Genomic DNA, 13,062 nt, shown 5'->3' on the forward strand with positions numbered 1-13,062 from the left:
GCGCGCGGTCTGCCCGTCGAGGGGAGCCGAGCGGCCTTCGTGTCGCGCCGGCCTCTGGGGCTCAGCCGGCGTCGACGGGCTCGACGGGCCCTCGCGGAGAGCGCCTGAGCGGCGGTGCGCCTACCGCGCCACGCTCTGCGGGTCGCCCCTGAGGAAGAGGTCGGGCGTCAGCGGAAGTTCACGCACCCGTATACCGGTGGCGTGATAGGTCGCGTTGGCCACCGCTGCCGAGGCACCCACGATGCCGATCTCGCCGACGCCGCGCGAGCCCATCGGGTTGATGTGCTCGTCGGTCTCGTCCAGCCACACCGCCTCGATGTCGGCGACGTCCGCGTGCGCGGCGACGTGATAGCCGGCGAGGTCGTGGTTGACGACGTGAGCCCAGCGTTCGTCGAGCACGCTGTGCTCGTGCAGGGCCATCGACAGGCCCATGACCATCGCGCCGGTCAGCTGGGAGCGCGCGGTGCGCGGGTTGATGACCCGCCCGACGGAAAAGACGCCGAGCATGCGCGGCACCCGCACCTCGCCGGTGTCGGCGTGCACCCGCACCTCGGCGAACTGCGCCCCGAAGGAGTGCGGCGCGAAGCGCTCGGTGAGATCGCTCTCCGGCTGCTCCGCCTGCGTCGTCGCCCCCGCGGCGGGCGTGCGCCCGTGCTCCGCGCGGAAGGCACGCGCCGCGGTGACGACGGTCGTGCCCCAGGAGGAGATACCTGTCGAGCCACCCGCGAGGCTGCCCGTCGGCAGGTCGCTGTCGCCGATCCGCAGATCAACGTCTTCGACCGGGCACTCGAGCGCGTCGGCGGCGATCTGCGCGAGGGCGGTCCACGTCCCGGTGCCGATGTCCGTCGCCCCGATCTCCACGCGGTATCGATCGCCGTCGTACGTCACGCGGGCCACGTTGCCCGTCATCATCAGTGCCGGGTAGGTCGACGCGGCGACGCCGGTCCCGACGAACCAGTCGCCCTCCCGTCGTCCCGGTCGCGGGTCGCGGTCGGCCCAGCCGAACCGCCGCGCTCCCTCGCGCAGGCACCCGACGAGGTCGCGGTGGGTGAAGGGCAGGCCGGTGTCCGGGTCGATCGCGGTGTCGTTGCGCACGCGCAGCTCGATCGGGTCGAGCTCGCAGGCGATCGCCAGCTCATCCATCGCGACCTCCAGGGCGTGCATGCCCGGGCACTCACCGGGCGCGCGCATCCAGAAGGGGACCGGCACGTCGAGCGTCGCGAGCCGGTGGGTCGTGCGGCGGTGCGGCGCTGCATACATCGTGCGCGTAGGTGCGGCCGTCTGCTCCGCGAACTCGTACAGTCGCGCGCTCTGCTCGACGACGTCGTGGGAGATCGCCGACAGCCGACCCTGCCGGTCGCTGCCGAGGCGCACCCGGGAGATCGTCGGGGTCCGATAGCCCGTGAGGGTGAACATCTGCTGGCGGGTCACGCAGAAGGAGACCGACAGGCCGGGCAGCCGCATGGCGGCCATCGCGGCGAGCACCTCGTGGGAGTGCGGCTTGCCCTTGGAGCCGAAGCCACCACCGACGAAGGGGGCGAGCACCCGCAGCTGCTCCGGCTCGAGTCCGAGCAGGGGGGCGAGGGCGGATTGCGCGGTGTGGGCGCCCTGGATGGAGTCCCACAGCGTGAGGTGCTCCTCCTGCCACAGGGCCACCGTCGTGTGCGGCTCCATGGGGTTGTTGTGCTCCATCGGCGTCGTGTACGTCTGCTCGAGCCGTACCTCGGCCGCCTCGAACGTGGCGTCCACGTCACCGCTCGCGGTGTCCGTCTCGTGGCCGGCGTTGACCTCGTCGGGCGCGTAGAGGTCGTCGCGCTCGGCCGACAGGGTGGCGTCGACGGGTTGCTCCTCGTAGGTGACCTTCACGAGGGAGGCGGCCTCGCGGGCCGTCTCGCTGGTGCGCGCCACGACGGCACCGATGAGCTGACCGCGGAAGGCGACCTCGTCACTCTGCAGGATGAGCATCTCGGTGTCGTCGGAGCTCGCGAGCCGCGGGGCGTTGAGGTGCGTCAGGGTGAGGATCACCCCGTCCAACGCCTCGGCGGCGCTGGTGTCGATGTCGGCGATGCGGCCGCGGGCGATGGTGGCCTGCACCGGGTGCAGGTGCACCCGCTCAGACTGCTCGTGGTCGGCGGCGTAGGGCGCGGTGCCGGTGACCTTGGCGACGGCGTCGTGGCGGGCCCGGTCGGTGCCCATCGCGCGGGGCGTGATCATGTCGGTCATCGGACCTCCTCGGTGAGGTCGCGCAGGACCGAGACCATGGTCCGGCGCAGCATCGGGATCTTGAACCCGTTGTCGGGCAGCGGGCTCGCGTCGGTGAGCTCCGCCTCGGCTGCCTCGGCGAAGGCCGCCGCGTCCGGAGCGCGGCCGCGCAGCGCGTCCTCAGCGGCGCGGGCTCGCCAGGGCTTGTGGGCGATGCCGCCGCAGGCGATGCGCAGGTCGGCGATCCTCCCTTCGTCCACGTGGACGGCCGCGGCGACCGAGACGAGGGCGAAGGCGTAGGAGGCCCTGTCGCGCACCTTGCGGTACTCGGAGCGACGGGCGAAGGGGGTGGCCGGCACGTCGACGTCGGTGATGAGCTCACCGGCGGCGAGGACGGTGTCCCGCTCGGGGTGTTCGCCGGGCAGGCGGTGGAAGTCGTCGAGGGGGATCTCGCGAGGCCCGTCCGGTCCTTCGACGCGCACGATGGCGTCGAGCGCGAGCATTGCGACGGCCATGTCGGAGGGGTGGACGGCGACGCAGGCGTCGGAGGCGCCGACGACGGCGTGGTCACGGGTGTAGCCACCGATCGCGGAGCAGCCGGTGCCCGGCTCACGCTTGTTGCACGGCGTCGTCACGTCCTGGAAGTACGGGCAGCGGGTGCGCTGGAGCAGGTTGCCGCCCGTGGTGGCGAGGTTGCGCAGCTGTCCCGAGGCCCCGGCGAGCAGGGCACGAGAGAGGACGGGGTACCGCTCACGGACGCGGGGGTCGGCCGCGAGGTCGCTGTTGCGCACCGTGGCGCCGATGCGCAGGCCACCGTCGGGGAGGTCCTCGATGCCGTCGAGCGGCAGCCGGCTGACGTCGACGAGCAGCTGCGGTGACTCCAGGCCCAGACGCATGTGGTCGACCAGGTTGGTCCCGCCGGCGAGATAGCGCGCCTGCGGGCCGGACGTCGCGAGGGCGATCGCGCCCGCGACGTCCTCTGAGCGGCGGTAGTCGAAGGGCTTCACGACGAGACCTCCCGGATGGCGGAGCGGATGCCGCCATAGGCCCCGCAGCGGCAGAGGTTGCCGCTCATGCGCTCGCGGATCTCGTCGTCGTCCGCGGAGGCGGTGCTCGTGAGGTCCTCGGTGACATAGCTGGGGCTGCCCTGCTCGAGCTCCTCGAGCATCCCGACCGCGGAGCACACCTGGCCGGGTGTGCAGAAGCCGCACTGGAAGGCGTCGTTGTCGACGAAGGCCTGCTGCACCGGGTGGAGCCCGTCCCGGGCAAGACCGGCGGCAGTGACCACCTCTGCGCCGTCCTGGGCGACGGCGAAGGTCAGGCAGCTCGTCGCCCGGCGACCGTCGAGCAAGACGGTGCAGGCGCCGCACTGGCCGTGGTCGCAGCCCTTCTTGGGCGAGGTGACGCCGAGATGCTCACGCAGCGCGTCGAGCAGGCTCGTGCGGGTGTCGAGCGTGAGCGAGCGACGTTCGCCGTCGACCACGAGGGTGATGTCGGTCTCCATGGCAGTCCTTGGCGTCGGGGTTGGGGCGATACCTCATCGTACGGCTGGAGGGCACATCCTGCGTCCTGGAAAGGGCGGTAGCACCGCCGCCGTCGTCACCCTGCGGCGTAGCCGAAGAGCCCTACGGCGGCCGCGCGCATATCCTCTCGTCGTGTCCTCAGCTCCGTTGCCCAGGCCGTCGAGGTGGCGACGGCTGCTCGCCTGGTCCATCGACCAGCTCCTGCTCGTCGTCGGGTACGTCGGTCTCGTCGGGGCGGTCGCGGCCAGCGTCGAGGTGAGCGATGGGCAGGCCGTCTTCGTGCTGCTCGGGTCGGCCTTCGCCGTCCCGCTCCTCTACGGCGCGGTGTGCCGAAGGGGGCGCACCCTTGGCTGTCTCGTGGCGGGCACCGCCTTCGTGCACGTCGGTAGCCAGCGGCGGGCCACGTGGGGTGGGACGGTGCGCACGGTGCTCCTGCGGTGGTGGTTGCCGCTGCTCGGGATCTTCGTCGTGCTGTCGCTCTTGTCGCTGGACTCGGGGGGCGGCGACGTCTGGGAGTCGGCCCACGAGTCGCGCCGCGTGCGTTGACCCCACGTTCGCCTGAGGGGCGGCGTGGTCGTCAGGCGGACCTGTCGGTCGACGCCGTTGCTGCCTGCCCGCTCCGCACGACGTCCACCAGACGAGCGACCGCGGTCAGCAGGGCCAGGGCAGCGAGCACGACGAGCGGGGCGGACGGGCCGATGGGGTCCTCATAGGTGTTGAGCACGAAGGGCAGGGCGAAGCCGGAGTAGGAGACGACGTAGAAGAGCCCCGTCACCAGACCGCGGGCGTCGCGCGGCGCGAGCCGCTCGACGTCCTGCAGTCCCTGCCCGAGGCACAGCCCGTAGGCGCAGCCGAGGATGACTGCCGTGAGCGCGAAGGTCACCGGGCTCATCCGGCCGCCCGCGGCGGCGCCGATGGCGAACCCGAGCGCTGCGAGCCCTGCGCCGATGACGCCCAGCGCACGCCAGTGCCCCCAGCGACGCGTGCCGATCTGGGTCAGCAGTCCGGTGCCGAGCGCCAGGATGCACGCCACCGCGATGAGCAGCGGGCCGCTGAAGCGGTCACCGATCCGCCCGGTGAAGACCATGACGGCGGAGATGACGCATGCAAAGACCCACAGCCCCATCGGCAGCGCCGCGATGAGGGCTGGGCCGATGCGTCGTCCATCGACGAAGGGAGTGCCCCGCACCTCGTCGTCGTGCACCGCGACGTCCTCGGTCTCGGTGACCGTCCGCAGCACGATGAGCGCGAAGCAGCCGGCGGTGAGCAGGACGGGGATCGCGTAGGCCGCGACGAGCCCGGCGCGACCCGGTAGTGCGGTGGTCAGGAGTGCGGTGACCACGGGACCGATCGCGAATCCACCGGTGAGGACGACGCCGGCGCGGGCGGCCCCCTTCGCCGCGTCCTGGTCGGCAGCCCACGCGGTGCCGGCACTCGCGACCATGCCCACGCCGAGGCCGACGACGAGCCGGCCGATGACGACCCCGACGAGCGTCGGCCAGATGAGCATGACGAGGTTGCCGGCGCACGCGAGGGCCAGCCCGGCCAGCACGACCGGGCGGCGACCGACGCGGTCGGAGACGCCACCACCGAGCAGCAGGCTGGGCAGCAGACCGAGGGCGTAGAGGCCGAAGGCCGCGTCGAGACCGGGCCGGGAGATGTGCGCGAAGTCCTCGAGGACGGGCACCAGTGCAGCGAAGTGGTTGGTCGCCCACCCCGCCGACAGCAGGGCGGCGAGGGTGATGAGACCGGTGCGACGGTGCGCGGAGGTGGTGAGGTCTGCCGGCGGGTCCGCGGGGCGGGTGTCGGTCATCGGGTCCTCCTGGAGGGGCGCTTCGGCGACGCCCGCGGGGAGCCTAGCCCGCCCCTCCCGGCGAGGGTCCGCCGGCTACCGCGGCCGACAGCCGACGTCGAGCCGGGGCCCGCCGGCGAATGTGCGCGCCAGCTCGTTCGGCACGAGCAGCCGCGCGCCGTGAGTGCCAGATGAGCCGGCGGTCACGACCTCGGCGAAGGGCGTCCACTGCCCGTCCACGCCTCCGCGACAGGTCCACGCGGTGCGGGGAGCGTTGCGGATGAAGGGTACGAGCACCGTGGTCAGCACGTCCTGCAATGTCGCGTCGCCGGCGAGCTCGGCCTGCCGGTGCAGGTCGAGCAGATCGCCCGGGTGGGCGTCGACTCGCTGGGCGTCGACGAGCAGACCAGCGGGGTCGCGGGGCTCGAGCAGGGGGCCGACGATGGTCCAGCGGTCCGCGTCAGGCGCGCGGCGCGCGGCCTCCTGGCGAGAGATGACAGCTGGCCGGGTCGCCGGCTGCATGTCCCACCAGGCGTCGCACCGGCTGCAGTGACGGATCTGCACCCCGGCGGCGGTCGCGACCTGACGCACGCTCGTGTGCCGTGCGCCGCGGGTGCACGCGTCGACGCAGACTTCGCACGCGCCCTCGTACCAGGACATCCGTCCCCTCTTTCCTCGCACGTCGCTAGCCCGTCATCTCCCACACGGAGGACATCTGCCAAGCGGGGTCGGCCTCCTCGACCCCCGGCGGGTTGACGAAGCCCGCGGTGCTCTCGTCGAAGGTGACGTCGACGCTGCCCAGCGCGCCGTAGCGGTGCTTCGCGACGTGGACGGTCGCGTCGAGCGGGTCGAACTCCAGCTCGGGCCGCTCGATGAGCAGGACGTTGTCGACGACGTCGATGACCTCGTCGTAGTCCCGCAGGTCGCTCAGCTGCGGGGTCCTGCGCTGCTCCCCGGCGCGCGGGTTGTGCAGGCTCGAGACGAGGACGAGGGCGAAGTGCTCGCGACGTGCCCAGTCGGCCATGTAGGTCACGTCGTGGCGCACGGTGTCACCGAGCAGGGCGATGCCGTCGGCGACCACGAGCTCCACGTCGTCCTCGTGGCTGACCATGCCCACGGAGTCGGGGAGCGTGCCTGCCGGTGGGCAGTCGGCGTAGATCGACAGCGGCGCGTCGGCGAGACGCTGCTGGCACTCGCTCAGGCGCTCGCGGTGCCGGTCGGACAGGTCGCCGGAGCGTAGGTGGCGCAGTGGGATACGCGTCTCTGCGGCGATGATGCGCAGCGAGACCTCGATCTCGGGGGCGTCGGGGGCGAGGATCACGGTCTGCTTGCCGTGGTGCAGCGCCGCTGAGCGGGCCAGCCCGGTGGCGAAGCGAGAGGCCCCCTCACCTGAGCGTGACGCGACGATCGTCGTCTGCCCGGGGTGCAGGCCTCCGGCGAGGAGCTGGTCGAGCTTGACGAGGCTCGTGGGGACCTTACGGCTGCCGAGCGGCCAAGCCGACCCGATCAGGCGGGCGATCGTCAGGTCGAGGGTGTCATCGCCGAGGGCGTCCGCTCGTGTGTCCATCCCACAGAGGCTATGGCAGGTGGCTGACGGGCAGGTGGCAGCGGCCATGATGTACACCGTTTTTTGAGAATTTGCAGACGCTCAGAATGCCTTGACAGGCAGGGGTTTTCGAGTTGGTGAATACCTCCCATGGGCACTAAAATAGGAGACGAAGCAGCGGGGGAAATACGCAGCTTCATCCCATGTAACCGAAAGGCTCATCATGAGTTCTGTCTGGCTTGTCATGTCCGATTTCGGCCCGGCTGAGGGTGAAGGATTCCACGTCACCGAGGAGGCCGCTCGCGCTCGTGCCGAGGAGAAGTCGCGGGAGGACCGGGCCGCGTACGACGCGGTCAAGCAGTGGCTCGAGATCCCGGTCGACGAGTTCCGGGCGATCCGTGGGATGCCGAGTGCCTACGACGTCCTCGAGGTCCCGGACACGGTGTACGAGATCCACCGGGGCGGGAGCGTGCCCGACGTGGCGTGGGTGCTCATCGTGGACGGGGCAGTCGCCGTCGCCTGCGGCTACCGCGTGACCCGCAAGGGTGCCGAGGACCTGTTGCTGAACCGTGAGATCGCCGAGTGGGAGGCCTGGGTGAACGCGGCGGAGGAGGGAGAGACCGACGAGTCCTTCCCTCGCTGGTGGCGCGACGGGGCGGATGCCGAGCTCATCCGTCTCGAGCGGCACGCAGGCCTTGGAGCCGGCGAGCGGCCGACTGCCCGGGCGCTCGAGGTCAAGGAGAAGGTCTTCGAAGGGTCGGGCGCCCCCGAGCCGCAGATGAGCGTGCGGGAGGGGACGACCACCTTCACCTGGGAGACGCCGGACGACGGTCTCCTCGAGGTGCGGGTCGCCGACACCGGCAAGGCGGTGACGACGATCCACCGTGACATGGCGCGGCCCTGCGTCACGGTGATCCAGGAGGACGTCGTGATGCGTGCGCGGCAGGCTCTCGGGATCCACCCGATCTGGCCGAAGGTGATCCGGGAGGGCAGGCAGGCTGCCATCGCCGCCCACGACGTCGTCGGAGTCGGCGTCGGTGGCGGTGGCGACCTCGATGACCTGGACATCTGACGTGACCTGCACATGAGGCGCGATGGTGCGGGGCGAACATTCTTCGTCACGCACCATTCGCTGTATTCGGGATATTCCTGAAAGGCTCTCACCGGCATTGTGTGTGAGGATATTGTTCGGGGTGAACACGTCACATGGAGCGAAAATGAATGTGCAGGAATTGGTGGGCGTCGAAAAGGTTCTTCTGTCCTACGTCGTAGGGTCATTGCCCTCGGCCAGTCGCGCCTCCGTGGCCGTACCGACGGGGCTCACCACGGCGCGACGGGCAGTCGCCCACATGTGCAGCAGCGCCACACTTGCCGCGGGGCGACTCCGCCTGCTTTATCCCGAGCTCGTCGAGGACTCGTCGCAGCGGTGCCCATGTCTCGCCGCTTGGCGTGTCCACGGCGATCTGTCGGAGACGCTCGGCGAACTCTCTGTCCGAGGGCTCGAGGAGGCTCCCGAAGCGCTCGTCGAGCACCCAGGACGAGTCGCGCGAGGCGAAGACCCCGACGAGGTCGAGCAGGATCTCGAGCGTCCTCGGCCCACTGCCGATGCCCTGACGTGTCAGGTCGACCCAGTCGAGCTGGCCCTCCCACAGCCGAGTCTGTCCGGGACTCGTCGGACCCGCGTCCAGCACTGTCCCGTAGTCCCCGTCACGAGCCTGTCCGTGCTCATCTCGATAGGCATCCACCTCGTGGATGAGGCGCAAGACGTTGGGGTCGGTCATCGACGCACCGACCACCATCAGATGCTTCGTGAGCAGGAGTGACTGCAGTAGGGCAGCGCTCGGGCGGTTCGCCGCGTCGTACCGGACCATGTGACGTCGGGTGAGGACGATGGTGGCCGGGTGGTCCACGTCGCCGTGCATCTTGAGCACCCATCGCCGCTGACCGATGGCCGACGTGTGGGGCAGGACGACGTCGGCGGCGTGACCAGCGGCGCGCATGGCTGACTCGAAGAGGGCGTCGTAGTTGGTCGTCACGACATTGGCGACGTCGAGACCTGCGAGCAGCGTGTGGACGAGCGAAGGGCGCGTGACCTCACTCGTGATGTCGGCGACGCTCTGCTGGAAGCCATGCGGCTTCAACTGCTGGATGAGCTGGGCCCGGTCGGTGATGTCGAGACCGTCGAGGACTTCTCGGTCACCGGGGTCCAGGCTCTTGCCGAGCTGGACGATCAGCTCGTGCCAGGTCGGCAGCCCCGCGGGGATGCTCACCCCGGCGCCGAGGAATAGGGCCAGCTCTCCGGCCCGTGCCTTGCTCGCCAGGTCCTTCGCCTTGCCTGCGAGGGGGTGGTCTGACGCAGCGCGAACACGGGCATGCTGCGCGGCCGCGTACACGGCCGGGTCCGGCGTGACCAGAGCGATGTCGAAGGGAAGGTTCTTCAGTGTTTCTGTGAGGCCGCGGATGAGGTGCTCGATCACCTCGCCCTGCTGATCGCCGCGACCGCCCTGTCCGATGCCGAGGACGGGCATGGCGATGAGGGGGAGCGGACGACGCCCCTGGGGTGTGCCCTGTGCCTCCAACGAGCCGGGCGTGAGCACTCGCCAGGGGTGCGTCTGGGCGATGTCGTACAACGCGGCACGCACCCGGCGCAGGACTGCGTCGACGTCACCAGAGGCGACGTCGACGAACCAGCAGCTCGACTCGCCCCAGCGCGCCCACCCTTCGTTGAGACGAGCCGGCTTTGCATCCGCCTCGGGCGACGCCGCATCCCAGTGAGGCTCAACGGTGACGTCGACGTCGGTGGGGATGATCGCGACGTCGTGCGTGAGGTGCTCGATCCTGCCGTGCACGACGAAGAGGTGGCTCGGATGATGCCCGAGCTGCCGGCGTGCCCGCTCGTACTTCTCGAGGAGCTGCTTCGCCTTGGCCGGGTCCTTCTTCGCCAGCGCCGGGTTGGACTCCGTGTTGACCTCGATGTCTGCGAGTTTGATCTGGCGTCCGAGTTCGTCGACGGAGGCTCTCGTGATGAGGTCCTCGTAGAACTCACCCGGTCGTTTGGTCACGGAGTCGACGGCGCGGACGACCTCTGGAGGGAAGTTCCGATCGAGCAGTTCGGCCAGCGTGGTCTTGGTGTCCGTGACGATGATGTCGTGGAGCCACCCACCCATGATCGCGTGGTCGCCCTTGTCCTTGAGCTTGTCGACGACCGGGCGCAGGTGCCGCGTGACGTAGTCGCGGCCGAGCTTGTCCCTCTGCCCTGCGTGCATGTCCCGGGCGAGGCGCTCGGGCCTATCGGGTGTCATCACGGGTACTCCTCGGGGTCGAGCGCAACAGGGGCTTATTTAGAGTGACACTCCCACCTCGCGATGCTGTGAGGACGTCCGAGCCGAGTTCCGGTTCTGACGCCGTGATTCCGGCAGGATGCGAAGCGTGGAGACTTACAAGCGCACGCCACTCGACCTGTTCGACATGCCACAGCACTTCGTCATCCCGCTCTTCCAGCGCCCATACGTCTGGCGGGAGGAAGAACAGTGGGTGCCACTGTGGCAGGACATCCAGAGAGTGGCCGACGTTCGTCTGGCACAGCCACACCTGCGTCCCCAGCATTTCCTCGGTGCCGTGGTCATGCAGAGCCAGCAGCTGCAGGGCAACCGACTGCCGTCGTGGAATGTCGTCGATGGTCAGCAGCGCATCACGACTCTGCAGTTGCTCATGGATGCCACACAGGCAGTTCTGGCCGGCAGTGACCACGCCGATCGGCTAGAGTCGTTGACCCACAACCCGCAGCGGTTCGCTGGCGACAGCCCACTCAAGTTGCGCCACCTCAACATCGACCGGCAGGCCTTCGACGAGGTCATGACCGCCGAGACACCCATCGACCACGCGTCACTCGACAACTCGGAGAGTCTCGTCGTCCAAGCCCACCACTACTTCGTCGGTGCGGTCGAGCAGTGGCTGGGGGACCCGGACTCGGACGCGTTCGGCCCGCGGGCCAAGGAAATCACCGACGTCCTCGTGGAAGGACTCACTCTCGTGTCGATCGAGCTCGAGTCCTCCGAGAAATCTCAGGAAATCTTCGAGATCCTCAACGCGCGTGGCACCCCACTGACCGCAGCAGACCTCGTGCGCAACTTCGTCTTCCAACGCGTTGAGGCCGAAGGGGGAGATGCCGAGCGGATCTACCGCCAGGAGTGGCCCTTCGAGAAGAAGTTCTGGACGAAGGAGGTCAGTGTCGGGCGGTACTTGGTCAGCCGCAGCTCGCTCTTCCTCAACCAGTGGCTCATGTCCCGGACGGGTGAGGAGGTGAGCCCGCAGTCGACGTTCACCCGGTTCAAGGCCTACGTCGAGCATCACCCCGAGCGGACCATGGCGGAACTGTTGCCGGTCATCAAGCAGCAGGCCGACCAGTACCAGCGTGGACCGAGGCCGCGGCCCGCCCGGGGGGCGAGCTGGACGTCGTCGAGATGGCCATGTACCGCATGCAGGCGAGTGGGTTAGAGCTGCTCAAGCCTCTCTTGCTCTGGCTGCACGCGCCCGGACGTGACGTCCCGGGAGATGTCATCAACCGTGTTGTGACTGCGGCAGAGAGCTGGGTCGTGCGGCGGCAGTTCCTGCGAATGACCACCTCTGCCCTGGGTCGCGTGGTCGCGGACATCATCGCGGCTCACGATTCGGCGCCAGCAGACGAGTTGGCGGACCGGGTCGTGGGCCACCTTTCGCGCCTGGATGTGACGAGCACCTACTGGCCGGGTGACGATGAGGTCCGTCAGGCGCTCTCCCGAGAGGCGGTGTACCGGCGGTACCCACGAGCCCGCATGAGGATGTACCTCGAGGCCATCGAAGACGCCTACCGCGCCGAGACACGTCAGCCGCAGGTGGAGCGGATCGGTCTGCCGATCGAGCACATCTTGCCGCAGAAGTGGCAGGACTGGTGGCCCGTCGAGACAGCGGAGGAAGAACTCGAGCGGCAGGAGAGGGTTCACCGTCTCGGCAATCTCACCCTGTTGACGTCTTCCCTGAACTCGAAGGTGTCCAACGGCCCGTGGGCGGACAAGCAGACGGCGTTGTTGCGGCACAACACGATCACGATGACCGGGCGACTCGTCGACAGCGCTCAGCAGGTCTCGTGGGACGAGGGACGGATCGATGATCGGACCGGCGAGCTGATCGACGTCCTGCTCCGCGTCTGGCCGGTCCCGGAGGGCCACGAGGGCCGGGTGGCCGACCCGCAGACAAAGGCGGGAGACTGGGTCGAGCTCAAGCATCTCGTCGAAGGTGGCCTGATCCAGGTGGGCGACACCCTGACCTCGACGCACCGGGACTTCGCCGGCCGCGAGGCGACCATTGGTGATGACATGCTTCTCCACCTTGACGGCAAGGCCTTTGAATCCCCGTCGGGTGCGGCTCGGCATCTGCGTCAGAGCGCCACGAACGGGTGGTACTTCTGGTCGATCGCCGATGGTCGACGGTTGCGGGACGTGCGGCAGGAGTTTCTCGGTGAGCCACAGACATCGGGCAGACCTGCCGTCTACCGGGAGTTCTGGTCGTTGGCACTGGAGCGCATGCGCGATGATCATCCGACCTGGACGCGCGGCACCACGTCGACCGGACCATGGATCGATGCCTCGGTCGGCAGCTCGGGAGTCACCGTATCCACCGTGTGGAGGAGGACCGGCCTGGAGGTCCAGCTCTACTTCAATTCCGCGGACGCCGCGCTGAATCATCAGAGGTTCGAGGCGCTCTTCGATAAGCGCGCGGAGGTTGAGTCCCACTTGGACCAGTCACCGGAGTGGGACCCCATGGACGGCAGGAAGGCAGCTCGCGTCACCTTGGTCTCCACCTTCACATCCATCGACGACCGCGCGTCGTGGGACGACGCTATCGAGTGGCTGATCAGCGCTCAGTCCCAGTTCCGCGATGCGTGGACAGTCGTCGGGCCGTGACTTTTTCTCACGCTGGGTGGAACGCTCGCTCTCGGACTGAATGCGTCAGGTTCTGCC

11 protein-coding genes are annotated in these 13,062 nt (G+C 69.2%); 4 read left to right on the forward strand and 7 right to left on the reverse strand.

Annotated features, from left to right (window positions below):
* Nucleotides 1-120: 120 nt before the first annotated feature.
* The 3 genes from CWN80_RS03280 to CWN80_RS03290 are packed head-to-tail and all read right to left on the reverse strand — an operon-like array spanning nucleotide 121 to nucleotide 3,706.
* Complete coding sequence (locus CWN80_RS03280) at nucleotides 121-2,223, reverse strand: xanthine dehydrogenase family protein molybdopterin-binding subunit (RefSeq protein ID WP_128276875.1); 2,103 nt, start codon at nucleotides 2,221-2,223, stop codon at nucleotides 121-123.
* Entirely contained in the window at nucleotides 2,220-3,209 is a 990-nt protein-coding gene (locus CWN80_RS03285; RefSeq protein ID WP_007925193.1) for an FAD binding domain-containing protein, read from the reverse strand. The genes CWN80_RS03280 and CWN80_RS03285 overlap by 4 nt, the downstream gene beginning before the upstream one ends.
* Nucleotides 3,206-3,706, reverse strand: a complete 501-nt coding sequence (locus tag CWN80_RS03290; protein WP_007925188.1) for a 2Fe-2S iron-sulfur cluster-binding protein — start codon at nucleotides 3,704-3,706, stop codon at nucleotides 3,206-3,208. The genes CWN80_RS03285 and CWN80_RS03290 overlap by 4 nt, the downstream gene beginning before the upstream one ends.
* Nucleotides 3,707-3,857: 151 nt before the next feature.
* Here CWN80_RS03290 and CWN80_RS03295 point away from each other — a divergent pair, with 151 nt between their 5' ends.
* Nucleotides 3,858-4,271, forward strand: coding sequence for an RDD family protein (locus CWN80_RS03295; protein WP_157986899.1), 414 nt, complete (start codon nucleotides 3,858-3,860; stop codon nucleotides 4,269-4,271).
* Between the two features lie 31 nt (nucleotides 4,272-4,302).
* Here CWN80_RS03295 and CWN80_RS03300 read toward each other — a convergent pair whose 3' ends face one another.
* The 3 genes from CWN80_RS03300 to CWN80_RS03310 all read right to left on the reverse strand — a co-directional run bounded on the left by CWN80_RS03300 (nucleotide 4,303) and on the right by CWN80_RS03310 (nucleotide 7,084).
* Nucleotides 4,303-5,538 (reverse strand): MFS transporter, encoded by a 1,236-nt coding sequence (locus CWN80_RS03300; RefSeq protein ID WP_007925170.1) that lies wholly within the window; start codon nucleotides 5,536-5,538, stop codon nucleotides 4,303-4,305.
* 75 nt (nucleotides 5,539-5,613) lie between these two features.
* Complete coding sequence (locus tag CWN80_RS03305; RefSeq protein WP_007925168.1) at nucleotides 5,614-6,177, reverse strand: hypothetical protein; 564 nt, start codon at nucleotides 6,175-6,177, stop codon at nucleotides 5,614-5,616.
* 25 nt (nucleotides 6,178-6,202) lie between these two features.
* Nucleotides 6,203-7,084 carry a DnaB-like helicase C-terminal domain-containing protein gene (locus tag CWN80_RS03310; protein ID WP_007925166.1) on the reverse strand — a complete coding sequence of 294 codons (882 nt, stop codon included), beginning with the start codon at nucleotides 7,082-7,084 and terminating at the stop codon, nucleotides 6,203-6,205.
* 202 nt (nucleotides 7,085-7,286) lie between these two features.
* Between CWN80_RS03310 and CWN80_RS03315 the strand changes: the two genes are divergently transcribed.
* Complete coding sequence (locus CWN80_RS03315) at nucleotides 7,287-8,135, forward strand: hypothetical protein (protein WP_128276877.1); 849 nt, start codon at nucleotides 7,287-7,289, stop codon at nucleotides 8,133-8,135.
* Nucleotides 8,136-8,337: 202 nt separating this feature from the next.
* Here CWN80_RS03315 and CWN80_RS03320 read toward each other — a convergent pair whose 3' ends face one another.
* Nucleotides 8,338-10,365: an SIR2 family protein gene (locus tag CWN80_RS03320; RefSeq protein WP_007925163.1), complete on the reverse strand. Its 2,028-nt coding sequence runs from the start codon at nucleotides 10,363-10,365 to the stop codon at nucleotides 8,338-8,340.
* 127 nt (nucleotides 10,366-10,492) lie between these two features.
* Between CWN80_RS03320 and CWN80_RS15615 the strand changes: the two genes are divergently transcribed.
* Together CWN80_RS15615 and CWN80_RS15620 are read left to right on the forward strand one after the other, a co-directional pair.
* Entirely contained in the window at nucleotides 10,493-11,560 is a 1,068-nt protein-coding gene (locus tag CWN80_RS15615) for a DUF262 domain-containing protein (RefSeq protein WP_202865215.1), read from the forward strand.
* A complete protein-coding gene (locus CWN80_RS15620) occupies nucleotides 11,527-13,005 on the forward strand; it encodes a DUF4268 domain-containing protein (protein WP_202865216.1) in 1,479 nt (492 codons plus the stop codon). The genes CWN80_RS15615 and CWN80_RS15620 overlap by 34 nt, the downstream gene beginning before the upstream one ends.
* Nucleotides 13,006-13,062 lie beyond the last annotated feature (57 nt).

The organism is Janibacter hoylei PVAS-1 (assembly GCF_004025845.1).
Lineage (GTDB): Bacteria > Actinomycetota > Actinomycetes > Actinomycetales > Dermatophilaceae > Janibacter > Janibacter hoylei.